The following is a 22585-nucleotide window of genomic DNA, read 5'->3' on the forward strand; positions in this document are numbered from 1 at the left end:
CCCGGTCGTTGATGTCGGTCAATTCGGCGGCGTTCCGGCCTGATAGGTTCGGACCCGCGAACGCAGGTTCCGGGGCGTGCTCCGCACCGTCCGTCGTCAGGCCCCGGAGCCGGGGCGTCGCCAGCTGGAGCCGTCCTTGGTCCTCGCAGATCCCGTCTCCCCCGGGCCCGGGCCCGCTCCCGCAGGGGCCCAACTCCAGCGCCTCATGCGGATGGCCGAGGCCCAGCCGCCCCTGCGCACGGCGGTGGTCCATCCGGTGGACGCCCTGTCCCTGACCGGCGCGGTCGAGGCCGCCCGCCGCGGGCTGATCGAGCCCCTGCTGATCGGGCCGCAGGCCCGCGTCCGCGCCGCCGCCGCGGCCGCCGGCCTGGACCTCGACGGCCTGGTCCTGATCGATGTCGAACACAGCCATGAGGCGGCGACGCGCGCGTGCGAACTGGCCGCGCGGGGCGAGGCGGCGGCGATCATGAAGGGCGCCCTGCACACCGACGAACTGCTGGAGGCGGTCGTGGCGCAGGCCTCGGGGCTCCGCACCGACCGGCGCATGAGCCACGTCTTCGTGCTCGACGTCCCGACCTATCCCCGTCCGCTGCTGGTCAGCGACGCGGCCCTGAACATCGCCCCCGACCTGGCCGCCAAGCGCGACATCGTCCAGAACGCCATCGACTGCGCCCACGCCATGGACATCGCCGAGCCCCGGGTCGCGATCCTCTCCGCGATCGAGACCGTGAACCCGAAGATGGTCTCCACCCTCGACGCCGCGGCCCTGTGCAAGATGGCCGACCGCGGCCAGATCATCGGCGGCGTGCTGGACGGCCCGCTGGCCTTCGACAATGCGATCTCGGAAGCGGCGGCCGAGGCCAAGGGCATCCGCTCCCCGGTCGCCGGCCGGGCGGACATCCTGATCGTGCCCGACATCGAGTCCGGCAACATGCTGGCCAAGCAGCTCTTCTACCTGTCGAACGCCCAGTCGGCGGGCGTCGTCATGGGGGCGCGGGTCCCGATCATGCTGACCAGCCGGTCCGACCCCGCGGCGTCGCGCCTCGCCTCCTGCGCCCTGGCGATCCTGGTCAGTCAGCACAAGCCGGCGAAATACGCGCGATGAGCGGGCCGCGCCTGCTGACCCTGAACGCCGGCTCGTCCAGCCTCAAGTTCGCGGTCTACGAGGCGACGGCCGAGCTGCCGCTGCGGCTGTCCGGGCAGGTGTCGGGGCTGGGCGCCGCCCCGCGCCTGCGGGTGCAGGTCGACGACGAGACGCTCGCCGACGAGTCCTGGGCGGGCGCAAGCAGCCTGGACGCCGTCCTCGACCGCACGCTGGACTGGCTGGAGGCCGCGGGCTGGAGCGAGGGTCTCGCCGCCGTCGGCCACCGCATCGTCCACGGCGGGCTGGACTTCCGCGCCCCCGCCGCCCTCACGGCCGACGTCCTCAGGCGCCTCGAGACGCTGGCGCCGCTGGCGCCGCTGCACCAGCCCTTCAACCTGCGCGGCGTGGCGCGGGCGGCCGGCCGCTTTCCGGATGCGCTGCAGGTCGGCGTCTTCGACACCGCCTTCCACGCCGGCCAGCCGGAGACGGCGCGTCTCTACGCCCTGCCGCGCGACCTGATCGCCGAGGGCGTCCTGGCCTATGGCTTCCACGGCCTGTCCTACGACTACATCGCCGGCGCGCTGCGGGCGCAGGACGGGGCCCGGGCCGGCGGCCGGGCGGTCGTCCTCCACCTCGGCAGCGGCGCCTCGCTCTGCGCCCTCGACCACGGCCGCAGCGTCGCCACCACCATGGGCTTCTCGGCCCTCGACGGCCCGCCGATGAGCACGCGCAGCGGCGCCCTCGATCCGGGGGTCATCCTGTATCTTATGCAGGACCGGGGCATGGACGCCGCGGCCCTCACCGACCTGCTGTATAACCGCTCCGGCCTGCTCGGCCTGTCAGGCCTGAGCGGGGACATGAAGACCCTGCTGGCCAGCGAGGCGCCGGACGCGCGTCAGGCGCTGGAGGTCTATGTCTATCGCATCGCGCGCGAGATCGGCTCTCTCGCCGCCGCCCTGGGCGGGCTGGACACGCTCGTGTTCACCGCCGGGGTGGGCGAGAATGCCACCCCGATCCGCGCCCGCATCGTCGACCTCTGCGGCTGGCTCGGCGCCCGGCTGGACGTGGCGGCGAACGCCGCGGGCGAGCGACGGATCAGCGGGCCCGACAGCGGCGTGCAGGTGCTGGTCATCCCGACGGACGAGCAGCTGGTCATCGCGCAGGGCGCGGCCGCCCTGCTGGCGGCCTCGTCCGAAACGGACCGCCACCTGTCCGGCGGCGCGCCGTCTTCCCGCATTCGGTGAGAAGCCGGCGCGGCCGCCCCGGCCCTAGAACCGCGTGCGAACGCCGAGGGTGAAGTTCCGGCCGCGCAGCGGGGCCAGGGCGCTGAGATAGGAGGCGTGGTTCAGGGCGACTTCATCCAGAAGATTGCTGCCGCGGACGTAGACCTGCGCCCCGGCGCCGGCGATCTGGAAATCGTAGGCCACGGTGGCGTTGACCATGTCGTATCCGGGCGTCGCCTCCTCGAAGTCGGCGATCCGGTCCTGCTCGAAGACGCGGATGTACTCGACCGCGCCGGACCACGGCCCGCGGAAGGCGTCCAGACGCCCCCCGAGGCGCGCGGCCGGAATGCGGGGAAGATCCTCGCCCCCGTCCAGCTCCGCCCGGACGAGGTCGCCGAAGATCGTGCCGGAGAGGCCCGGCGCGAAGCGACGGGTCACTTCGCCCTCCAGCCCGGTGAAGACGGCGTCCGCCTGGGTGTAGCGGATCAGCCGGAAGTCCTCGAACTGGTCGAGGGTGTCGGCGTAGATGTAGCCGTCGTAGTCGTAGCGGTAGGCGCTCACGTTGAAGGTCGTGTCGCCGGCGGTCTTCTCGAGGCCGAGTTCGAGTGAGAGGACCGTCTCCTCGTCGAGACCCAGCGTGCCGATCTCATAGGTGTTCGTCGCCAGGTGGACCCCGCGGGCGTAGAGCTCCTGCACCGTCGGCGCGCGCTGCGACCGGGAGGCGGTCAGTGACAGCTGGAAGTCGGGCGCGAAGCGCCAGGACGCGCCGGCCGAGATCGAGAAGGGGCTGTGCTCCTGGTCGGGATAGATGGCCGGGACGGCGCCGTCGAAGGCGCTGGCCGTCTGCCACTCCTGCCGCAGGGCGCCTTCAAGGCTCCAGTCGCCGAGGTCGATCGACTCGACCATGAACAGGGCCGCGGACTCGGTGCGCGTCGGCGGGATGAAGCTCTCATCGCCGCTGGCCTCGAAATCGCTGCGGCTGGCCTGGCCGCCGATCACCCCGCGGAACCCGGCGATCGGCGCATGCTGCGCCTCGATCCGCAGGTCGTAGCCCTCGTTCGTGAAGGTCGTCCCGACCTCGCCGTCCTCGATCTCGTCGTGCTGGTAGTCGGTGTAACCGCCGCGGAAGCGGAGGCGCTCGACGCCGGAGAACGGATCGTTCAGCTCGCCGCGGACATCGACGCGGCGGCTGACCAGATCGACCACGGGGATGTCGCCCTCCTCGTCGCCGTGGTCGTGGTCGTGGTCGTCCTCGTCCTCGTCGTGCGAGCCGCAGTGCAGGCTGGAGCCGTGCGGATGGCAGTCCTCGTACTGGTGGGCGTGGCCCGGCAGGCCGTAGTCGCTGGTCTGCTCGGTGTAGGCGGCGCCGAGATAGCCCCGCGACCCGATCCAGGAGACGCCGCCGGTGAGGGTCCGGGACTCGCTGAAGGAACCGGCGAGAACATCAAAGGCCTCGGCCTCCTCATGTTCCTCGTGATCCTCGTCCTCCTCCCCTTCGTCCTCATGTTCATGGTCGTGCGGCAGGAAGCGCGGAACGTCATAGTCGGACGTCCGGCGGTCGACGCCCTCGAAACGGAAGGCGAGGGGGCCGGCGGCGATCGTCGCGCCGACGACGAGGCTTCGTTCCTCGTCCGCCGTTCCGAGGCGGCCTTCGATCACGCCGTCGAAACCGTCCTCCGGCGCGCGGCTCGGCACCTTCTTGTCCAGCAGGTTGACCGCCCCGCCGATGGCGCCGCCGCCATAGATCAGGGCGCTGGGGCCGCGCAGGATCTCGATGCCTTCGAGCAGCAGGGGATCGCCGGTGATGGCGTGGTCCGGAGACACCTCCGAGGCGTCGATGATCGCCGCGCCGTCCGTCAGGACGCGGACGCGAGGCGCCGTCTGGCCGCGGATCACGGGCCGGCTGGCGCCGCCGCCGAACGGATCGGAGTTGACGCCGGGCACGCCGTTGAGCGTCTCGCCGAGCGTGCCCTGGCGGCGATGGACCAGGTCGTCGCCGTGGATGAGCGCGACGTTGGCGATCACGTCCGACGGCGAGCGGCCGAGGGGATCCGCCGTGACCACGATGTCCTCGAGGTGCGCCGCGTCGGGATCGTGGGACGGCGCGGACTGCGCGAGCGCGCTGTTGGCGCCGACGAGGCTGACGAGGCTGGCGGCGGAAAGAAGAGCGGCGCGGCTGTGCATGAAACGATGCCCTGACTGATGTTCGGGATGCGGCTTACGTTATACTATAACTCTCCGCAACCGCGAACGCATGAGGGGGGCGGCGCCCCGACGGCATCGGGGCCTTTTCGCCACAGCGGGTCGGTCCCCACGGGCGTCCGCCGTGGGCGACACAGGTCCGCGCGCCGCAGACGCCGGAGTTCGGCGGGGCGTCAAGCTATGGATATATTTCGGGAAAAGAGATGGCGGAGAGGGGGGGATTCGAACCCCCGGTACGCTTCCACGTACGCCGCATTTCGAGTGCGGTACATTCAACCACTCTGCCACCTCTCCGCGGGGCCGAACGTCTCTGGTCGAACGGAGCGCCTAACTAGTCGGAGCGGGGCCGCGCCGCAAGCGGGGGGCGCGGATTTTCGTCAGCGCTGCGCGGGCAGGGGAAGGCCGAGGGCGTCGGCGGCCGACAGGTCGCCGTCGGCGAGGCGGAACAGCTCGGCCGGGCGGCCCCCGGTGGCGACGGAGAGCCGGCCCGTCGGCCGCACCAGGCCGGTGCGCTCGACGCCGCGGCGGAAGTTCTGCTTGTGCAGGCACAGGCCCGATACGGCCTCGGCGGCGGCCTGCAGCCCGGACAGGGTGAAGGTCTCCGGCATCAGGTCGAACAGCACCGGCCGGTAGCGCAGCTTGGCGCGCAGGCGGCCGAGGCCGGTGGCGAGGATGCGGCGGTGGTCGGAGACCATCGGCCGGCCGCACACGACCGGCGGCGGCGGCAGGTCGCGGTCGCGGGCCGCCTCGGCCACCAGCCCGGCCTCGTACAGCAGCTCGTAACGCTCCAGCACCCGGCTCTCGTTCCAGCGGGCGTCGGGGCCGGCGGCGAACAGGGCGTCGACGCGGGCCTGCCGGCGCGGGTCGCCGCCCGCCCAGGCGGCGAGCGCCTCGAGTATGGCCGGCAGACAGGCGGCGGGACCGTCACGGCGGTCTTCCCACGGGAAGACGTCGAGGACGGGGGTCCAGCGGGCCCCGGCGAGGGGAGCGTCGGCGCTGTCGGCGGTGAGGGCGAGATAGCCGATCGAGACCTCCCGCCGGCGCTCGGGCCCCGGGGTGGCGCGGGGACTGTCGCGGCCGAGATCGCCGAAGGTGTAGAGCTGCTCGACGAAGCCGAGCCGGAAGCCGGTCTGGGCGGTGACGAAGGCGCGCAGGGCCAGTTCGAAGGTGCGGTCGCGCACCGGATCGAAGGGGCCGAAGGGGAGGGCGGCGGCGCCGTCGATCCCCGGCGTGGTGAGGACGCAGGCGACGCCGTCGCGCAGGGCGATGACCACCGCCGACAGGCCGATGCGCACGCCGGCCGCTCCGATCGACTCTGGCGGCGCGGCGTCCATGGTCACTCCGTGTGCCAGGCGTCGGGGGCGGGGATCAGGCCGACGGCCTCGGCCAGGACGCGGTAGCGCTCGAGGTAGCGCTGCTGCGCCACCGGCGCCGGGAGCGGCTCGATGACCAGGTCGTAGCCGGCCGGCGGGGCGCCGAACAGGCCGAGCGACTCCTTCTTCGTGAAGCCCGCCAGCTGGGTGGCCTCGAAGAAGGCGCAGGCGCGGTCCGCCTTCTTGATCAGGGTCTTGATCTCGACCGGATTCTTCGGGGGCAGGCCGAAGCGGAGGTGGATGGCCGCCTCCAGCCGGGCCTCGAAGGCCTTGTAGTTGACGCCCAGGGCCGACTTGAAGGGCGAGATCATGTCGCCGATCACATATTCGGACGCATCATGCAGCAGGGCGGCGAGCCGCCACTTCGGTTCCAGCCCGGGGCGGATGTGGGCGGCGATCTCCTCGACCACGCAGCTGTGCTGGGCCACCGAGAAGGCGTGCTCGCCGGTGGTCTGCCCGTTCCAGCGGGCGACGCGGGCGAGGCCGTGGGCGATGTCCTCGATCTCGATGTCGAACGGCGAGGGATCGAGCAGGTCGAGCCGGCGGCCGGACAGCATGCGCTGCCAGGCGCGCGGGGCTTTTGCGGTTCGGGGCGTGACGGCCAAGGCGGGTTCCTGTCGCTGGGGCGGTCAGGTGACCCATCCGGCCGCGACGATCAAGGCCCTCATTCCCCGACGTTGAGGGTCACCAGGTCCTTGGCGTCCTCGAAGGCGCGGCCGCGGTTGCGATCGCGCGAGCGGACGGTGGCGACCACGAGCGGACCGCCGACCGGCCCGCGGGCCTCGTAACCGACCAGCCGCCAGCCCTCGGCCGAGGGGCGGTTGTCGGTCAGGATCCAGCTGGCCCGCGTGGCCTCGCCGGCGGCGTTGGCGCGGATCTCGGCGCTGTCGTTGCGGGCGCGGATGCTGACGTTGTCACCGTCGGCGCCGCCCTCGATGTCGACCGCGCCGGCGCCGTCGTCCGCGTCGATGTGGAAGCCGCCGATGCGCACGCTGGCCTGTTCGCCGCGGGTCTCGATGTGCAGGCCCGGCAGCCGGACCGTGGCGTCGTCGCCTTTCGCGTCAACTGCGACGCCGGGCGCGCGGACCGAGGCCTGGTCGCCCTTTCCGGCCGTCGCTTCCGCCGTGGCGGAGCCGTCGGCCGCGGCGTCCGCCCCGGCGCGGGCGGCGTCCTGCTTCGCCTCGTCGGCCGCGGCCTGGAGCCCGGCCACGGCCTGCGGCAGGTGCCCCGACAGGCGGTTTTCGAAGGCCTTCAGCGCCTCGGCGGGCGTGTCTCCGTCCAGCGCCACCAGATGCAGGCTGACCTCGGTCCCGCGCGGGCCGACGTAGCTGCACACCGTGCCGCCGGCGGTGGCGGTGCCCTTGCGGGTCAGGGAGCCCTGGACCTGCGGGCACTGCAGGGCCTCGACGACCTTGAGCACCCCCTTGCCGGCGCCATCCTCGGTCGTGCGGGTCGAGGAGATGCGCACCGAGCTGTCGCCGTCGCAGGCGGCGGTCAGGGCGGCGGCGCAGCAGACGGCGGGAAACAGAAGCGGGCGGAACGACATGGGAGATGTCCTTGTACGCGTCCTATGGTGAGCCGAACGACCGGCAAAGCCAGTGAAATCGCGGTAACCGGCGTGGCCGCGCCGCGTTCACGGCGGGGCGGAAGATTACGCGCCGGGCCGGCCGCCTTCGCGGCGGGCGAGGAAGGCGAGGCGCTCGAACAGGTGCACGTCCTGCTCGTTCTTGAGCAGGGCGCCGTGGAGCGGCGGGATCAGCTTGCCGGGCGTCTTCTCGCGCAGCACCTCCGGATCGACGTCGTCGACCATCAGCAGCTTGAGCCAGTCGAGCAGCTCCGAGGTGGAGGGCTTCTTCTTCAGCCCGGGGGTGTCGCGGATCTCGTAGAAGGTCTTCAGCGCCTCCGAGACCAGACGCGGCTTCAGCCCGGGGAAGTGGACCTCGACGATGGCCTTCATCGTCTCCGCGTCGGGGAAGCGGATGTAGTGGAAGAAGCAGCGGCGCAGGAAGGCGTCCGGCAGCTCCTTCTCGTTGTTGGAGGTGATGACCACCACCGGCCGGCGTTCGGCGCGGATGGTCTCGTCCGTCTCGTGAACGTAGAACTCCATCCGGTCGAGCTCCTGCAGCAGGTCATTGGGGAACTCGATGTCGGCCTTGTCGATCTCGTCGATGAGCAGCACCGGCCGGACGGGGGCGGTGAAGGCCTCCCACAGCTTGCCCTTCTTCAGATAGTTGCGGACGTCGTGGACCCGGGCCTCGCCCAGCTGGCTGTCGCGCAGCCGGGAGACGGCGTCGTATTCGTACAGGCCCTGGTGCGCCTTGGTGGTCGACTTGACGTGCCAGGTGATCAGGGGCGCGCCGAGCGCCCGCGCCATCTCGTAAGCCAGCACCGTCTTGCCCGTGCCGGGCTCGCCCTTGATCAGCAGCGGCCGCTCGAGAGTCACGGCGGCGTTGACGGCGATCTTCAGATCGTCGGTGGCGATGTAGTTCGAGGTGCCCTCGAACCGGTCGCTGGCGCGGGTCATGGCGGCTCCGGATGGTGAGGGGACAGGCGTAGCGAAGCCGCGGCGGGTTAACAACGATCAGACAGAGGGCGCAGCGGCTTTCACCGTCCGGCATCGCCGCGTCTCGCGCCCCCGCATGGGGGGAGGCGGACCCGGCCGCCTACCCCGCCCGGCGGATCAGTTCGTCCGCGAGGTCGGCGGTGAGGTAGCCGTCGGCGAGTCGGCCGTTGGCCTGCTGCCAGCGGCGCAGGGCGGCCCGGGTGTTGGCCCCGATGACGCCGTCGACGCCCTGGGTGTCGTAGCCGAGGGCGGTCAGGGCGCGCTGGGCGCCCATGCGCTGCTCGCGCGACAGGGGCGGATCATCCGGCCAGGTCCCGACGAGGCCGGGCTTGCCCTGGATCCCGTCGGCGGTGAGGCCGATGGCGAGCGCGTAGCTGACCGAGTTGTTGTAGCGCCGGATGACATAGTGGTTGGGCAGGGCGAGGAAGGCCGGGCCGCGAGCGCCCTGGGGCAGGAGGATCGTCGCCTCCTCGGCGGCCTCGGCGGCGGTCGGCGCGCCGCCGTGGGCCAGGCGGACGCCGCGGGCGGCCCAGTACGACCACGGATGGCGCGGGCCCTCGGCGTCGGCGTAGTCGAAGCTCGCCGGCAGGATCACCTCATAGCCCCAGGCCTGGCCGCGCTTCCAGCCGGCCTGGGCCAGCAGGTTGGCGGCCGAGGCGAGGGCGTCGGCGTCGGAGCCCCAGATGTCGACGAGGCCGTCGCCGGTCTGGTCGACCCCGAGGCGCAGGTAGTTGTCGGGCATGAACTGGGTCTGGCCCATGGCCCCGGCCCAGCTGCCCTTCAGCCCGGCGCGGGCGCGGCGCCCGTCGACGACGATGTCCAGGGCGTCCTTCAGCTGGGCCTCGGCCCAGTCGCGGCGGCGCCCGTCGAAGGCGAGGGTGGCCAGAGAGCGGATCACGTCAAGGTCGCCCTGGACCTGGCCGAAGGCGCTCTCCTGGGCCCAGATGGCGACGAGAATCTCCGAGGGAACGCCGAAGCGCTGGACCACCTCCCACGGCACCCGGTCGACCCGCTGGCGCGCCTGCGCGATGCGGGTGGCGGTGACGGCGTTCTGGACGTAGGCGCCGGCGGGCCGGCTGAACTCGGGCTGGTTGCGGTCGAGGCGGATCACCGACGGGTCGGGGACGAGGCCCTGCAGCTCGCGCTCGTAGGCGGCGCGGCGGACGCCGCCGTGGCGGGCGAGAAAGCCCTGCTTCCAGCCCTCGAAACCGGCGAGATCGGCGGCGTCGGCCGCCGGCGGCTGGACCGGTTCGGGGGCCGGCGGCGCCGGCGTCGGCGGGGCCGGAACGGGCGCCGCGCCCGGCAGGGGCGGGGCCTCCGGCAGCATGGGGGCGCAGGCGGCGACGGTTCCGATCAGGAGAAGGCGGAGGCTGAGACGCATGATTCGCAAGGTAATCTCCCGGCCGGACGAGGCCTCATAACAAGTCCGCGAGTCCGGTTGAGCGGCATACAGCGCCCGGATGGAGAAAGCGTTGCCGTAAATTTCGCCGCCCAGCGTCGTTAACCCTCAATTTTCTTGAGACGGAAATGCGCGCCGGCCTAGGGAATCCGCGCGCTCAGCGGCCTGGTGGCGGAGCGGCAACGCGGCGGGGGTGCAACCCCGCAATCCCTCCGTTCGACTCGGAGGCCAGGCCTCCAACCTTCTTGGGAGCGCTATCGCTCGCCGCGCGGCGGCTCGTGTCCGGGCGCGGAACGGCCGGCCGCAGACCGGGACACCGGAAAAGGGTATGGTGGTTGTCCCAGGAAGCTGTGGAGACCGACCATGCGACTGCTTCTTCCCGTCATCGCCGGACTCGCCCTCGCGGGGTGCGCGCCCGTGGGGACCGGAGGCGAAGCCTCGGGCCACATGACCGCTGCGACCGGCCAGTGCTTCCGGGCCAGCCAGATCCATACGTTCAGCACGCCGGACGACTCGACCTACGTCCGGTCGAATCAGGGCTATGTCTACCGCCTGTCCGGGCCGGGCGCCTGCTTCGGCCGCGGGGTCACCAGCCTCTCGCTCGAACCGACCGGGGGGGTCGGCGAGCGGATCTGCGTGGGAGAGGAAGCCAGGGTGCGGGTCGTCCGGACCGACACCTTCCCCCTGACCTGCATCGCCCGCGTGGAAGGGCCGATCACCGACTCATCGGTGTCGGGCCTTCCGGCGCGACGGTAGACCGCGGCGGACACGGCTTCGCCGGTTGACGACGGGCGCACGCCTCTCTATAGGCACCGCTCCCGCCGCAAGGTCCGCCTCGCGGCTTTTCTGTTTTCGCTTTTCCGAGGCCCGACGACCATGAAGGTCCGCAGCTCGCTCAAGTCGCTCAAGACCCGCCACCGCGACTGCAAGGTCGTGCGCCGCAAGGGCAAGGTCTATGTGATCAACAAGACCGACCCGCGCTTCAAGGCCAAGCAGGGCTGACACGGTCTCGCGCCCGTCGCGGCGCGGTCTGAAATGAACAGGGCTGCGGATGTTGTCCGCAGCCTTTTTCGCGTCCGGCCTTCCGCGCCGGGGCGCGACGTGATTAGCCGTTTCCAACCTTTCTGACCGGAGTTCCCGCCATGGCCGACGACGCCGCCTTCGACGCCTCGCCCGAGGTGCTGACCGCCACCGCCCAGGGCCGGCTGCGCACCATCATCGAGCGGCTGGAGCGGCTCGAGGAGGACAAGCAGGCGGTGATGACCGATATGAAGGAGGTCTTCGCCGAGGCCAAGGGCGAGGGCTACGACGTCAAGACGCTGCGCAAGGTCATCCGCATCCGCAAGCAGGACAAGGCCAAGCGGCAGGAGGAGGAGGCGATCCTCGACCTCTACCTGTCGGCGCTCGGAGAGGTCTGAGGGCGGCTTCGCCGCCAGGGGATGAGGGATGAGGGATCAGGGATCAGGGATCAGCATGCCCTAGCCACGGCCTGACTGCCGCCTCATCCCTCATCCCTGATCCCTCATCCCGCCCGTGAAACGCAAGCCGCCGCTCTCCCCCTTCGAGGCCCAGCGCAAGGCGGCGCAGCGGGCGGCGCTGAATGCGCTCAAGCGGGCGCGGCGGACGGCCGAGAAGGCAGGCGTGCCCCTGTCCGAGTGGGAAGGGGAGTTCCTCGACTCGGTCAGTGAGCGGGTGAAGACCCACGGCCGCGCCTTCGGCGACCCCGAACTGGGCGCGCCCGGACAGGCGCTGTCGGCGATGCAGGGCCGCAAACTCAAGGAGATCGCCGCCAAGGCGAAGGGCGAGGCGCCGCGCCCGCGCTGGGGACGGCGCCCGAAGGCCTAGCGCGGCCGCGGCAGGACGTTGATCTGGATGAAGGCCCGCAGGGTCTGGTCGCCCCCGCCGCCCGGGCGCCGCGTCCACGGCCAGACCACGCCCGTACGGGGAGCGTCGGACAGCTCGCGGGCCTCCCGGCGCGCACGGGCGCGGAGGGCGCGCGCCGCCTGGCGTGCGGCCCAGTCGCGGACAGGATGGGATCGCTCGACCGGAGCCGGCGGCGAGGCGGCCGCCGGGTCGCAGGGGACAGGGATCAGCTGGCCCGCGCCGCCTCGCGGGCCGCGGCTTTTTTTGGGGACGCGGGGTCCACGACGTCGGCGCTGTGCCGCAGGGTGTCGGCGAAGGCCGCCGACGCGGCGGCGAACGCCTCGCGCAGGGCCTCGGTCGAGGCGCTGCCGCGCAGGCGGGCGTCATCGGCGAGGCGGGACAGGCTGTCCAGAGGGTGGTCGGCGAAGCGACGCGTCGCCGATCCGGGACGGGCCTGTTTGCCGGCCGCCCAGGCGCCTGCGGCGACGGCGGCTTCGGAGACGAGGGCGATCCCCATGGGCGAGGCGAGGAACCGGCCCGCCCGGCCCTTGCGCAGGCCCTTGGGGACCTTCACCCCGGCGATCCGTTTCGGCAGGACCGCCTGCTTCTTCTTCTTCGACTTGCCCATCGGGGCCTCCGTTTGATCCGTTGCAGGATCAACGGGGCCCCCGGACAGCCGTTCCGTCAGAACAGGATCTTGCGGAACGTCAGCCGCACCGTCCGGCCTTCGGGGTCGAGATAGTCGGGCTGGTAGTTGAGGGGGACGTCGGCGCCGGCGGTGGTGACCTCCGGCCGGCTGTCGAACAGGTTCTGGATGCCGAACTGGATCCGCGAGCCCGCGAGCCAGGGGAAGCGCTCGACCCAGGACGTGCGCTGGTTGAGATCCATGAAGACGTTGAGGTTCACCGTCAGCTGGTCCGAGAACTCCAGATCCGGGCCCGTCCCGCCATCGACGCGGGTGCCCTGGCGCCAGTTGGCCATGACGAACGAGCCGAGGCCGTTGCGGAAGACGCCGCCCATGGCCTGGATCTCGTGGCGCGGACTGCCGCCGCGGGCCGAGGTGGCGGCGCCGTCGAGCAGGTCGAGCACCGGCAGGCCGTCGGCGATGACGATCTCGTCCTGGATTCGCCAGGTGTGATAGATCGAGAGATTGAAACGGCCCTGGCCCGGCTGCATCGCGCCGCCGCGGCCGCCGCCGCCCATGCGGATCTGGCCGCCGCCGCCGGGGGGGCCGCCCGGGGGCGGGCCGCCGCCTTCCATGCGGATCACCATCGGCGCGCCGCCGCCGGGACCCGCAGGCCCGCGCGCGCCCTCGCCTTCGGCGCGCGGCGTCGGCGTGCCGAACGCCCGCGAGAAGTTCAGGCCGGTGCGCAGGTCCTGTCGCTCGTAGCGCTCGAAGTTCAGCGGCCGGGCGTCGATGGAGACCAGGTTGCCGTCGGGGTCGCGCTCGAACCGGCCGGGCAGGGCGGCCTCGAGATCGGGGGTGATGGCCGGGAAGGAGGCGATCTCGTCCTCGGTGCGGCTCCACGTCCAGGTCGAGCTGAGCGACAGGTCGGTATCCGTCAGCGGGCGCAGGGTGCCGCCGATGCGGACCACCTGCCGGTCGTCGGCGTCGAGGTCGGGGTTGCCGCCGGTGAACCGGGTCACCAGTACGGTCTCGCCGGTGCGGAAGTCGAACACCGGCACATTGGGGGTGGCGATCAGCGGGTCGTTGAGCTGGCTGATGGTCGGGGCGCCCTGCTCGTCGGTCCAGCTGGCGAGGAAGGACAGCTTCTCGATCGGCGACCAGTTGACGGTGGTCCCGAAGGTCGACAGGCCGCCGAAGTCGGACAGGTCCTCGAAACCCGCGTCGACGCTGACCGAGAGGTCGCCGAGCAGGGGCAGGACCTCGTTGCGGCGACTGGCGATGGGGAAGTTGAAGCTGCTCTGGCCGCTGAGACGGTCGCGCGACTGGCGGCGGTCGGCGGTCACGCCGCCGCGGGTGCTGGTCGAGTCCAGCGACAGGCTGTCGGCGCCCACTGTGAAGGTCGAGCTGACGTCGCCCGCCGGGAGCGCCCACACGTCGCCGGTCAGGACCAGCTCGGTGTCGAGGCGCTGGGACACGGACCGCGCGGTGTCGTTGGCGATGCGGGCGAAGTCGGCCGGGTCCAGCGCACCGAACGGGCTGGCGGTCGGGTCGCCGGCGGTCAGGCGGGCCTGGAAGGGGTCGGCGCCGTAGCCGCGGCCGGTGACGGTGTCGCTCTCGGTGCGGGTGTATTCGCCGGTGGCGGTCCAGCGCCACGCCTCGCCGATGAAGCCGTCAAGGACGAAGCCGACCTCGGCCTGCAGCCGGTCGGTCTCGCGGCCCAGCGCGGCGGCGTCGTCGATGAAGCGGTGGACGAGGACGTCGTCGGCGAAGGGCGAGAAGGGATTGGCGGCCGGCAGGCCGAGGGTGACCCCGGGAAGGCCGTTGAAGCTGCGGCTGGAGGTGTCCTCCACGCTGGCGCTCAGGGTGCCCTGGGTGGTGCTGTTCAGGTCGCGCTTGATCGTGCCGCTGACCTGGGCGCGCTCGGAGGCCGACAGCAGGGTGCGGTAGGCGCCGAGGTCGCCGGTGCGCGGGTCGCCGGCGGCGGCGACGAAGTCGGCGAGCATGGGGCTGGTCAGGCCGTCAGGGACGGGCGTCGCGTCTCCGGGCAGGGCGGGGTCGATCGGGTCGCCGAACGGGTTCCCGGACACGTTGCCGACGAGGTCGTAGGGCGTCGAGCCGCCGTCGCGAACGATATCCCGTTCGGACTCATACAGCGGGGTCGAGCGCTCGTACTCGACATCCAGCGACCATCGGTTGGCGCCGGCTATACGCAGCAGGTCGGCCTCGACCTCGCCCGTGGTGCGGCCGCCCTGGGTCGGAACGCGCCCGGTGACCTCGAAGGTCGTCGAGCGGAAGTCGGCCTTGAGCACGAAGTTCACCACCCGCTGCTCGGGCCGGTAGCCGAACTGGACGGCGACGGCCTCGGGCAGGATCTCCGTGCGCTCGATGGCCTCGGTCGGGATGCCGCGTATCTCGCGGAAGCCGGAGATGCGGCGGCCGTTGACCAGGAAGACCGGCTGGAGGTCGGTGCGGCCGCTGGAGCTGCGGGTGATCGGCTCCAGATAGGTCATCAGTTCGGCGATGTCCGACGCGCCGTAGGCCATGATCTCGTCGGCCGTCAGGGTCACGTCCGGCGGAATGTCCGTGTCGACGCTGCCGCGCGGGCGTGTGCCGGTCACCGAGACCGTGCCCAGATCGTAGGCGTCGTCCGGCGCCGTGGCCGGCCGCGCTTCCTGCCCGGCCGCCGGCGTCGGCGGCGTCTGCGGAGTCTGCGGCGGCGCAGTCTGGATGACGCCGGCCATGAGGCCGGACAGGGCGGTGGTGACGAGCAGCATCGGCGAATCCCGGGGAGGTACGAACCGCTAACGTCCCGCGCCTGCCTTTCCGTCGCGTTTCAGCGATGAAACCTTCGGTTGCCGATCGCGCGGCGGCACACGCCGTCATCGACCGGCGGCGGTCGCGGCGCCAATGAACTTTCGTTCAGAATTCCGGCTACGGGACGGCGGGTCCGCTCAGCCGGCCTCGCGCAGCACCCCCTCGAGCCCCTGCTCGCGCACCTTGCGGTAGAGGGTCGAGCGGCCGATGCCCAGGCGTCGGGCGATCTCCGACATGTGGCCGGCGTAGACCTCGATGGCGTGCTGGATGAGGTCTCGTTCGATCTCCTCGAGGGTGCGCAGGTGGCCGCGGTCGTCAAGGATGCGGATGGGCGCGTCGGGCAGGGGCGGGAGGCCGGCGGTCGGGCTTTCGGCGGACCCTTCCGGCTCCGGATCGTCCCCCTCTGCATGTTCGACGGGGGGCAGGCTCATCGCCTTGCCCGAAATGGCCGGGAAGTCGTGGGGCTGGAGGAAGGGGGCGTCGGCCAGCACGATGGCGCGGTAGACGGCGTTCTCGAGCTGGCGGACGTTGCCGGGCCAGTCGAAGGCCTGCAGCAGGGCGAGGGTCTCGGCGCTGCAGCCGGCCACGCGCTTGCCTTCCTCGACGTTGAAGCGGGCGATGAAGTGCTCGACCAGCGCCGGGATGTCCTCGCGCCGCTCGCGCAGGGCCGGGGCCTCGATCGGGAAGACGTTGAGGCGGTAGAACAGGTCCTCGCGGAACCGGCCCTCGCGCACCTGGGCGGCGAGGTCGCGGTTGGTGGCCGAGACGATGCGCACATCCACCTTGACCGGCCGCTTGGCGCCGACCGGGTCGATCTCGCCCTCCTGAAGGGCGCGCAGCAGCTTGACCTGCATGTCGAGCGGCAGTTCGCCGATCTCGTCGAGGAACAGGGTGCCGCCGTTGGCCTCGGCGAACTTGCCGAGGTGCTTGTCGTGGGCGCCTGTGAAGCTGCCCTTCTCGTGGCCGAACAGGATGGACTCGACGAGATTGGCAGGCAGGGCGCCGCAGTTGACGGCCACGAAGGGCTTGCCGGCGCGGTCGGAGGCGCCGTGCAGGGCGCGGGCGATGACCTCCTTGCCGACGCCGCTTTCGCCGGTGACCAGCACCGGGATGGAGGACTTCGCGGCGCGCTGGCCGAGCGAGCGGACCAGGCGCATGGGGGCCGACTGGCCGACCAGGTCGTCGAAGGAGGTGCGTCCCGCGACGTGCTTCTTGAGGCGGCCGACCTCGGCGGTCAGCTGGGTCAGCTGCAGGGCGTTGCGCACCCCGACCAGCAGGCGCTCGGCCGAGACCGGTTTGACGAAGAAGTCCTGGGCTCCGGCCTGCATGGCCTTCACCACGGCCTCGACCCCGCCGGAGGCGGTCAGGACGATGACCGGCGTCTGCACCCCGGCGGTGCGGATCTCGGCCAGGGCCTCGAGGCCGCTCATGCCCGGCATTACCATGTCGAGCAGGACGACATCGGCGCCGCCGCCCTTCGTCAGGCGGTCGATGGCCTCGCCGCCGGAGGCTGCGTGGACCACCGCATAGCCTTCGCGCTCCAGCACCGCCTGCGCCAGCCGGCGCTGGGTCGGATCATCGTCGACGACAAGTACGGTCTTCGCCATGCGGGCGGCCCCTGTTCCATCACGTCCGGCCGGCTCTCATACGGCGGAGCTGGCTCATTCCGGGACGTTCTAGGCCGGACAAGGTGAAGATCGGGTTGGGGGGCAGGGTGAGCGGAGGGTTAAGGGGCGGGAGCGACCGGCTGTTCAGGCGGGGTGCAGGGGGGCGTCGCCGGCTGGAAGCCCGACCTCCGGCCGTCGCTGAGGATCACGTCGCTCCACGCAGGCGGTGCGACCCGCAGCCGACCCGCCCTGAGGTCCTCGCGCAGATCGCCCGTTTCGGCGCCGCAATCCTGGAAACTGTAGCCGCCCGCCTCTGTCCAGACTCCTGCCGCGTCCCGGGTCCAGACACGGGCGTGAAACCGGTGGACGAGGAGCACGTCGGTGCGGCCGTCGCTGTTCAGGTCGATCGGCGCGGCCGCGCATGCTGCGGTCGAGGTGCAGACGGCGCGGCCGTCCGTGGCCGGAACCGGTCCGGAGAAGCCTTCGGGCAAAACGCGGCCGGCCGGAAAGACGGAGTAAACCGGCGTGCGGTGGGGCTCGGTGACGGGGCGGTCGTTCCACCGGGCCGTGGCGGCGAGCGCCCGGGCTGCGCGTCGCGCGATCTCCGGGTCGGAGGACCGTTCAAGGGCTGCAAGGGCCCTCCGGCCCGCCCTGCCGCTCTCGAAGCGAAGGAAGGCGTAGTCGAACGCATCCGGCGTCACCGCCCCCCGCTGCAGCCGGGCCACCTGGTCGGCCACGGAGAGGCGCGCGGGATCAAGGAGGGGGCTGAACAGGGCGACGATGAGCGTAAAGGCGACGACGGCGCCGGCCAGGGTCGTCGGCTCCAGCGGGCGCATCCACTCGCCCTTGCGCAGCAAGGTGCGGAGCGAGGCCCAGCCGTAGCCGGCGGCGAAGACGGCGCCGACGAGGGCGCAGGCCAGGGCGATGATGCGGTCCGGCGTCAGGCCGTGCTGGCCGATGCGGAGGGCGAGACCGAAGAAGGCGATGACGACCAGCGGGGCCAGCAGCAGGGAGCCGACCTGCACCGCCAGCCGCACCGGCAGCGGCGGCCGGTTTTCGGGCCGGCCGTCCTGGTAGGCGGCTCCGATCAGGACGATCAGGGCGGCGACGGCGGCGAGGACGAGGGAGGTCCCGCTGCCGGTGTCCCACAGGCCCTGAAGCCCGGTGAACGGCAGGGCGAGCACGAAGCCGGCGGCGAGGACGGTCATGACCAGCAGCAGCCACGACAGCAGCATCAGCCCGACGGTGCGGACGCCGCGGATCAGGCCGTCCCGCACGTCGGTGAGGTGGACGGCGGTGGCGAAGACGAGGGTCGTGACCGGGATGTAGAACCAGGTCTTCCGGGTCAGGTCCTCAAGGAAGTCGAGGCCGATGACGCGGAACAGGCCCGCGCCGAGGAAGAGCAGGATCCAGAAGGCGGCGGTGAAGCCGATCGACAGGACCACCTGCACCCCGGCCTTCCACGCGGTGTCGAAATAGGTGGGGAAGGCGGCGATCCAGCGCCGCTCCATGTCGGCGGCGAGGACGAGGTGGTGGCCGATGAACAGGGCGGCGGCGGCGAACAGGGGCATGGGGCCGGCGATGTAGGGCGGCTGGCGGAGGGTTTCCGCAGCCTGGCTGGCCGTCTCGTGCCAGCCCATGAGCCCGAGGAGAGCAGCGGCGGCGGCGGCCCACGCCGCCAGCGTTCTCCAGCGCATCCGGCCGATCCCGGCGAGGAGAAGCAGGGGCGTGAAGGCGAAGAGGAGCAGCAGGATCACGAACCCGGCGGGCGCCCACGGCCAGCCGGTCACCCCGTCGGAGACCCGGTGCAGCCACCACAGGGCGAGTCCCTGCAGCAGGCCGACGCCCAGCCGGACGGGGCCGAGCCAGGGCGGGGGAGCGCCGTCTTCGGCGGCGGTGTCACGGACGGCGGTCATGCGTCATCTCCCCTCGACCTTGGCAGGAGAAACCTCTTTCGCCGTTCTGACCAGCCCCCGCTTGAGTTTCCGCGGCGTCCGTGTATAGAGCGCGCCTTCTCCGTCGCAGCTTCGGCCGCGGCGGGCCTGTCCGAGAACTTCGGGGCGTGGGGGCCACCCATGCCGTAACTGTCAGAGAGCCCTCTGGCGCCGTGGGGAGATGGGGATGCAGACGATCCGACGTCGGCCCGGTTCCGGGACGGACGGGGATATGAGCTTCCTTCGGACAATACGACCGGCGTGAACGCCCCGCAGCGATGCGCGGCGCTTTCGCCAATCCGGCGTCGGGAATAGCCCCGGCGTCGAACGACTGACTGGAGACCGCAATGGACCGCGCACAAAAGGCCGAGTCGATCGAAACGCTGAAGGGCGTTTTCGCCGACGCGGGCGCCGTGGTCGTGACCCACAACCTGGGTCTGACCGTTGCGGACATGGAAGACCTGCGTGGCCGCCTCCGCAAGGAAGGCGGCACGTTCAAGGTGGTCAAGAACCGCCTGGCGCTGAAGGCGCTCGAAGCCGAGGACGGCAGCGACTACCACGGCCTCTTCAAGGGCCCGGTGGGCATCGCCTACGCCGCCGACCCGGTGACGGCCGCCAAGGTCACCGCCGACTTCGCCAAGGGCAACGACAAGTTCGTCGTCCTCGGCGGCTTCATGGGTGAAAAGGTTCTGGACGCGAAGGGCGTGGAGACCCTCTCCAAGCTGCCGTCGCTGGACCAGATCCGCGCCTCGCTGCTCGGCCTCATCAACGCCCCGGCCACCAAGGTCGCCGGCGTGCTGCAGGCCCCGGCCGGCCAGCTGGCCCGGGTGTTCAACGCCTACGCCACCAAGGACGCCGCGTAAGCGGACCTTCCATCTCTGCAAACAACTCCCTGAACCCATCCTACCGAAGGAACTATCCCTATGGCTGACCTCGCCAAGATCGTTGAAGACCTGTCGGCGCTGACCGTCCTGGAAGCCGCCGAACTCTCGAAGCTGCTGGAAGAAAAGTGGGGCGTCTCGGCCGCCGCTCCGGTGGCCATGGCCATGCCGGCCGGCGGCGCCGCCGGCGGCGCTCCGGCGGAAGCCGCTGAAGAGCAGACCGAGTTCACCGTCGTCCTCGTCGACGGCGGCGACAAGAAGATCAACGTCATCAAGGAAGTGCGTGGCGTTCGCTCGGACCTCGGCCTGAAGGAAGCCAAGGACCTCGTCGAAGGCGCTCCGCAGAACGTCGTCGAGAACGTCTCGAAGCAGCAGGCCGACGAAATCGCCAAGAAGCTGACCGAAGCCGGCGCCAAGGTCCAGATCAAGTAAGACTGGTCCAGCGCAAGCTGAACGACGAACGGGCCGGGGAGCGATCCCCGGCCCGTTTTCTTTGCGGTTGCGCGAGGGCGACGCGTGGCCGTAGCTGGTCCGGGCGAGGGAGCGATGATCGAGGTTCGTCGCACGGAACTGTTCGATGGGTGGTTGCGTGGTCTTCGGGACCGCGCCGCGGCGGCGATCATCGCCCGCCGGATTCACCGGCTCGCCGCCGGCGCTCCCGGTGATCTGCGCCCGGTCGGCGCAGGCGTCAGCGAGCTTCGCATCCACCACGGGCCCGGCTACCGGATCTATCTCGTTCGCCGCGGGAAATCGCTGATCGTGCTATTGTGCGGGGGCGACAAGAACTCGCAGTCGCGCGACATCGCCCGGTCGAAGCAGCTGGCGAAGGAGGTCAGGTGATGGAGACGCGACCCTTCGATCCCGCCGACTATCTCGACACCGAGGAGGCGGTGGCGGCCTATCTGGCGGACGCCCGAACGGATGGGGCCGAGGCGCTGGCGGACGCGCTCGAGGTTGTCGCGCGTGCCCGGGCGCGCATGGCGGCGGCGGCGCCCCGGCGCGGCGTGGCTGAACCGCCGTCGCAGTTTGACGGCGACTGACGCGGCCCCGCTACCGCCGCCGCGGGGCGAAGATGTCGGCGAGCCGGTCGCGAGTTCCCTCGATGCGGACGAGGCGCGGGTAGCGCAGACCGTCGCGCCAGGGGAGCTCGACGGTGCGGAACTCCTCGCCGCGCTTCACCACCAGCCGGATCGGCTCCTGGCCGCCCTTCGCCGCGGTCACCGCCTCGCGCAGGACTTCGGCCGAGGCGACCCGGTCGCCGACGGCGACAAGCTCCCAGCCGTGGCCGAGGCCGGCCTCGAAGGCCGGCGAGCCCCAGCGCACGCCCGCGATCCGGTTGCCGCCGCCGAGGATGAAGCCGAGCGAATACTGGAAGTCATTGGCCCAGCCGCCCATCATCCGCTTCTCGAGCGGGGTCAGCTCATCGACGTACGTCAGACGCCAGCCGGCGCGCTCGAGACCGTCCAGCGGGGCTTCGGCGTCGGGGCCGACCGCGTCGAGGCGCGCCCGCAGGAAGGTCGCCCAGTCGTACGGATGGACGGCGTTGAGGTGTTCGACCACGTCCTCGAAGGTGTAGGGCCGGGCCTCCCAGACGCCGTCCTCGACGCCGTAGAAGGCGCGGGCGAAGTCGTCGAGCGATTTGCGGTCGCCGGTGGCCTCGCGGATCAGGGTGTCGGCGTCCAGCCAGATCAGGGCGGCCTCGCGATAGTAGTCGCCGGTGCCGCGCATCCACGACGGCCAGGGATTGGTCGTGCGGTAGCCGAGCAGGTTGTGGTTGGTGGTGTCCTGCAGGGCGCGCCAGGCGCGGCCGGGCTGCTGGTCGTAGAAGCCGGCGATCTCCGCGAGGTTGACCACGGCTTCCTCGTAGGTCCCGAGGCCCGAGCGGGCGGTGAGCACGTCGCCCCAGTACTCGGTCTGGCCCTCATAGACCCACATCAGGGTGTTCTGGGTGGGGACGTTGAAATTGGGGACCAGCTCGTCGGACGGGCGGCGGAACTTGCCGTTCCAGCTGTGCACGTATTCGTGGGGCAGCAGGCCGCGCGAGCCGAAGGCGGGGCTGGCCGAGGCGAAGTAGTCCGGCGCGGCGGTGTTCTCCGACGAGCGGTGGTGCTCCAGGCCGATGCCGCCGAGGCGGGAGGTCAGGCCGAACAGGAATTCATAGCGGTCGAAGTGGCGGGCCCCGAACAGGCGGTCGGCCTGCTGCACCAGGGTCTCGTACTTCGCGGTCCACTCCGGCGTGATCTCGATGGCGGCGGCGGTGTCGCCGACGAGGTTGAGGTGGACGTCGTCGCCGCGGGGATCGATCTCCACCCGGCGGTAGTGCCGACCGGCGAACATCGGGCTGTCGGCGAGGTGCTCCAGCGAGATCGGGGCGAAGGTCGCGACGCTCCCCTCCCGGGAGACCGTGTCCAGCGCCACGCCGTAGTTCCAACCTTCCGGCAGGACCACGGAGGGGGTGAAGGTGATGCGGTCGTGATGGTAGCCGGCCGGGTAGAGGAGCGCCTTCTCCCACTGCAGATTGACGATCTCGTCGGTCATCACGACCCGCCAGGTCGAGTTGTCCGGCTGGGTCAGCCATTCGAAGTCCACCTCGATCGTCTCCACCCCGGCGGGGATGTCGAGGTGGAAGGCGTGCGGATCGACGGTGTCGCGCACCCACTCGATGCGACGGCCGTTCCCGGTGACGGTCAGGCCCGAGACCAGCTGGATCGGGCCGGTGTCGGCGTGGTTGCCCGGCAGGAATTTCGGATACTGCAGCACCAGCGGGCCCGGACGGACGGGAACCGTCTGATGCGTGCGGATCACCTTGCGGGCCAGGTCCGTCAGGTCGACGCGGATGCCGATGGTCCCCGGGTAGTCGACGTCCTGCGGCGCCGGGATCGGCGGCAGGGGGCGCGGCAAGCTGGTCGGCACGGGCAGGGGCGTCTGCGCCTGGGAGGTCTGGGCCAGGGCCGCGGGGGCGGCCGAGGCGAGCAGCAGGGCGAGGGCGGCGGTGCGGATCATCATGGTCGGGC

Annotated in this window: 21 protein-coding genes and 1 tRNA gene; 10 read left to right on the top strand and 12 right to left on the bottom strand. The window is 71.4% G+C overall.

Going from position 1 to position 22585, the window contains the following annotated elements; translation table 11 throughout:
* Nucleotides 1–136: 136 nt before the first annotated feature.
* Nucleotides 137–1105 (top strand): bifunctional enoyl-CoA hydratase/phosphate acetyltransferase, encoded by a 969-nt coding sequence (locus H2038_RS10940; protein ID WP_292112970.1) that lies wholly within the window; start codon nucleotides 137–139, stop codon nucleotides 1103–1105.
* Nucleotides 1102–2328 carry an acetate/propionate family kinase gene (locus H2038_RS10945; RefSeq protein WP_292112910.1) on the top strand — a complete coding sequence of 409 codons (1227 nt, stop codon included), beginning with the start codon at nucleotides 1102–1104 and terminating at the stop codon, nucleotides 2326–2328. Before H2038_RS10940 ends, H2038_RS10945 begins: the two co-directional genes overlap by 4 nt.
* A 24-nt stretch (nucleotides 2329–2352) precedes the next feature.
* Here the strand turns inward: H2038_RS10945 and H2038_RS10950 are convergent, their stop codons facing one another.
* The 7 genes from H2038_RS10950 to H2038_RS10980 all read right to left on the bottom strand — a co-directional run bounded on the left by H2038_RS10950 (nucleotide 2353) and on the right by H2038_RS10980 (nucleotide 9826).
* The gene (locus H2038_RS10950; RefSeq protein WP_292112913.1) at nucleotides 2353–4491 is read right to left on the bottom strand and encodes a TonB-dependent receptor; all 2139 of its coding nucleotides are present in this window, start codon (nucleotides 4489–4491) and stop codon (nucleotides 2353–2355) included.
* A gap of 222 nt (nucleotides 4492–4713) precedes the next feature.
* Nucleotides 4714–4803: transfer RNA gene (locus H2038_RS10955), tRNA-Ser, on the bottom strand.
* 83 nt (nucleotides 4804–4886) lie between these two features.
* A complete protein-coding gene (locus H2038_RS10960) occupies nucleotides 4887–5843 on the bottom strand; it encodes an NAD regulator (RefSeq protein WP_292112915.1) in 957 nt (318 codons plus the stop codon).
* 2 nt (nucleotides 5844–5845) lie between these two features.
* On the bottom strand, nucleotides 5846–6439 hold the full coding sequence (locus tag H2038_RS10965; RefSeq protein WP_292112972.1) for an HD family hydrolase: 594 nt from the start codon (nucleotides 6437–6439) through the stop codon (nucleotides 5846–5848).
* A gap of 107 nt (nucleotides 6440–6546) precedes the next feature.
* On the bottom strand, nucleotides 6547–7428 hold the full coding sequence (locus H2038_RS10970) for a methyltransferase type 11 (RefSeq protein WP_292112917.1): 882 nt from the start codon (nucleotides 7426–7428) through the stop codon (nucleotides 6547–6549).
* A gap of 105 nt (nucleotides 7429–7533) precedes the next feature.
* Nucleotides 7534–8406, bottom strand: coding sequence for a MoxR family ATPase (locus H2038_RS10975; RefSeq protein WP_292112920.1), 873 nt, complete (start codon nucleotides 8404–8406; stop codon nucleotides 7534–7536).
* Nucleotides 8407–8545: 139 nt separating this feature from the next.
* Nucleotides 8546–9826 (bottom strand): lytic murein transglycosylase, encoded by a 1281-nt coding sequence (locus H2038_RS10980; protein ID WP_292112922.1) that lies wholly within the window; start codon nucleotides 9824–9826, stop codon nucleotides 8546–8548.
* A gap of 381 nt (nucleotides 9827–10207) precedes the next feature.
* Between H2038_RS10980 and H2038_RS10985 the strand changes: the two genes are divergently transcribed.
* From H2038_RS10985 to H2038_RS11000, 4 genes are all read left to right on the top strand, one after another.
* A complete protein-coding gene (locus tag H2038_RS10985; RefSeq protein WP_292112924.1) occupies nucleotides 10208–10600 on the top strand; it encodes a hypothetical protein in 393 nt (130 codons plus the stop codon).
* A 120-nt stretch (nucleotides 10601–10720) separates the two neighbouring features.
* The gene (ykgO, locus tag H2038_RS10990; protein ID WP_045655953.1) at nucleotides 10721–10846 is read left to right on the top strand and encodes a type B 50S ribosomal protein L36; all 126 of its coding nucleotides are present in this window, start codon (nucleotides 10721–10723) and stop codon (nucleotides 10844–10846) included.
* A gap of 140 nt (nucleotides 10847–10986) precedes the next feature.
* On the top strand, nucleotides 10987–11262 hold the full coding sequence (locus H2038_RS10995) for a DUF2312 domain-containing protein (RefSeq protein WP_292112928.1): 276 nt from the start codon (nucleotides 10987–10989) through the stop codon (nucleotides 11260–11262).
* A gap of 115 nt (nucleotides 11263–11377) precedes the next feature.
* On the top strand, nucleotides 11378–11689 hold the full coding sequence (locus H2038_RS11000) for a hypothetical protein (RefSeq protein ID WP_292112930.1): 312 nt from the start codon (nucleotides 11378–11380) through the stop codon (nucleotides 11687–11689).
* A gap of 244 nt (nucleotides 11690–11933) precedes the next feature.
* Here H2038_RS11000 and H2038_RS11005 read toward each other — a convergent pair whose 3' ends face one another.
* From H2038_RS11005 to H2038_RS11020, 4 genes are all read right to left on the bottom strand, one after another.
* Nucleotides 11934–12335 carry a hypothetical protein gene (locus tag H2038_RS11005; protein WP_292112932.1) on the bottom strand — a complete coding sequence of 134 codons (402 nt, stop codon included), beginning with the start codon at nucleotides 12333–12335 and terminating at the stop codon, nucleotides 11934–11936.
* 56 nt (nucleotides 12336–12391) lie between these two features.
* Entirely contained in the window at nucleotides 12392–15109 is a 2718-nt protein-coding gene (locus H2038_RS11010) for a TonB-dependent receptor (protein ID WP_292112935.1), read from the bottom strand.
* Between the two features lie 177 nt (nucleotides 15110–15286).
* The gene (locus tag H2038_RS11015) at nucleotides 15287–16756 is read right to left on the bottom strand and encodes a sigma-54 dependent transcriptional regulator (protein ID WP_292112938.1); all 1470 of its coding nucleotides are present in this window, start codon (nucleotides 16754–16756) and stop codon (nucleotides 15287–15289) included.
* Between the two features lie 119 nt (nucleotides 16757–16875).
* Nucleotides 16876–18672 carry a DUF4153 domain-containing protein gene (locus H2038_RS11020; RefSeq protein ID WP_292112940.1) on the bottom strand — a complete coding sequence of 599 codons (1797 nt, stop codon included), beginning with the start codon at nucleotides 18670–18672 and terminating at the stop codon, nucleotides 16876–16878.
* Between the two features lie 365 nt (nucleotides 18673–19037).
* On the opposite strand from H2038_RS11020, the gene rplJ reads away from it, so the two are divergent.
* The 4 genes from rplJ to H2038_RS11040 all read left to right on the top strand — a co-directional run bounded on the left by rplJ (nucleotide 19038) and on the right by H2038_RS11040 (nucleotide 20611).
* Nucleotides 19038–19553 carry a 50S ribosomal protein L10 gene (gene rplJ / locus H2038_RS11025; protein WP_292112943.1) on the top strand — a complete coding sequence of 172 codons (516 nt, stop codon included), beginning with the start codon at nucleotides 19038–19040 and terminating at the stop codon, nucleotides 19551–19553.
* A gap of 60 nt (nucleotides 19554–19613) precedes the next feature.
* Nucleotides 19614–20003: a 50S ribosomal protein L7/L12 gene (gene rplL / locus H2038_RS11030; protein ID WP_092313611.1), complete on the top strand. Its 390-nt coding sequence runs from the start codon at nucleotides 19614–19616 to the stop codon at nucleotides 20001–20003.
* Nucleotides 20004–20117: 114 nt separating this feature from the next.
* Entirely contained in the window at nucleotides 20118–20411 is a 294-nt protein-coding gene (locus H2038_RS11035; protein ID WP_292112948.1) for a type II toxin-antitoxin system RelE/ParE family toxin, read from the top strand.
* Entirely contained in the window at nucleotides 20411–20611 is a 201-nt protein-coding gene (locus tag H2038_RS11040; RefSeq protein ID WP_292112951.1) for a hypothetical protein, read from the top strand. The genes H2038_RS11035 and H2038_RS11040 overlap by 1 nt, the downstream gene beginning before the upstream one ends.
* A 10-nt stretch (nucleotides 20612–20621) precedes the next feature.
* On the opposite strand, the gene H2038_RS11045 is transcribed toward H2038_RS11040, so the two are convergent.
* Entirely contained in the window at nucleotides 20622–22577 is a 1956-nt protein-coding gene (locus H2038_RS11045) for a peptidase M61 (protein WP_366926497.1), read from the bottom strand.
* Between the last annotated feature and the right edge of the window lie 8 nt (nucleotides 22578–22585).

The organism is Brevundimonas sp. (genome assembly GCF_013912005.1).
Lineage (GTDB): Bacteria > Pseudomonadota > Alphaproteobacteria > Caulobacterales > Caulobacteraceae > Brevundimonas.

Excerpts from the sequence above, each read along its gene's own strand:
- H2038_RS10985 (WP_292112924.1), top strand. The coding sequence starts at position 10,208 with ATGCGACTGCTTCTTCCCGTCATCGCCGGACTCGCCCTCGCGGGGTGC.
- H2038_RS10960 (WP_292112915.1), bottom strand. The coding sequence starts at position 5,843 with ATGGACGCCGCGCCGCCAGAGTCGATCGGAGCGGCCGGCGTGCGCATC.
- H2038_RS11040 (WP_292112951.1), top strand. The coding sequence starts at position 20,411 with ATGGAGACGCGACCCTTCGATCCCGCCGACTATCTCGACACCGAGGAG.
- H2038_RS10970 (WP_292112917.1), bottom strand. The coding sequence starts at position 7,428 with ATGTCGTTCCGCCCGCTTCTGTTTCCCGCCGTCTGCTGCGCCGCCGCC.
- H2038_RS11010 (WP_292112935.1), bottom strand. The coding sequence starts at position 15,109 with ATGCTGCTCGTCACCACCGCCCTGTCCGGCCTCATGGCCGGCGTCATC.
- H2038_RS10980 (WP_292112922.1), bottom strand. The coding sequence starts at position 9,826 with ATGCGTCTCAGCCTCCGCCTTCTCCTGATCGGAACCGTCGCCGCCTGC.
- rplL (WP_092313611.1), top strand. The coding sequence starts at position 19,614 with ATGGCTGACCTCGCCAAGATCGTTGAAGACCTGTCGGCGCTGACCGTC.
- H2038_RS10950 (WP_292112913.1), bottom strand. The coding sequence starts at position 4,491 with ATGCACAGCCGCGCCGCTCTTCTTTCCGCCGCCAGCCTCGTCAGCCTC.
- H2038_RS11005 (WP_292112932.1), bottom strand. The coding sequence starts at position 12,335 with ATGGGCAAGTCGAAGAAGAAGAAGCAGGCGGTCCTGCCGAAACGGATC.
- ykgO (WP_045655953.1), top strand. The coding sequence starts at position 10,721 with ATGAAGGTCCGCAGCTCGCTCAAGTCGCTCAAGACCCGCCACCGCGAC.
- H2038_RS11045 (WP_366926497.1), bottom strand. The coding sequence starts at position 22,577 with ATGATGATCCGCACCGCCGCCCTCGCCCTGCTGCTCGCCTCGGCCGCC.
- H2038_RS10995 (WP_292112928.1), top strand. The coding sequence starts at position 10,987 with ATGGCCGACGACGCCGCCTTCGACGCCTCGCCCGAGGTGCTGACCGCC.
- rplJ (WP_292112943.1), top strand. The coding sequence starts at position 19,038 with ATGGACCGCGCACAAAAGGCCGAGTCGATCGAAACGCTGAAGGGCGTT.
- H2038_RS10945 (WP_292112910.1), top strand. The coding sequence starts at position 1,102 with ATGAGCGGGCCGCGCCTGCTGACCCTGAACGCCGGCTCGTCCAGCCTC.
- H2038_RS10965 (WP_292112972.1), bottom strand. The coding sequence starts at position 6,439 with ATGCTGTCCGGCCGCCGGCTCGACCTGCTCGATCCCTCGCCGTTCGAC.
- H2038_RS11035 (WP_292112948.1), top strand. The coding sequence starts at position 20,118 with ATGATCGAGGTTCGTCGCACGGAACTGTTCGATGGGTGGTTGCGTGGT.
- H2038_RS11015 (WP_292112938.1), bottom strand. The coding sequence starts at position 16,756 with ATGGCGAAGACCGTACTTGTCGTCGACGATGATCCGACCCAGCGCCGG.
- H2038_RS10975 (WP_292112920.1), bottom strand. The coding sequence starts at position 8,406 with ATGACCCGCGCCAGCGACCGGTTCGAGGGCACCTCGAACTACATCGCC.
- H2038_RS11020 (WP_292112940.1), bottom strand. The coding sequence starts at position 18,672 with ATGACCGCCGTCCGTGACACCGCCGCCGAAGACGGCGCTCCCCCGCCC.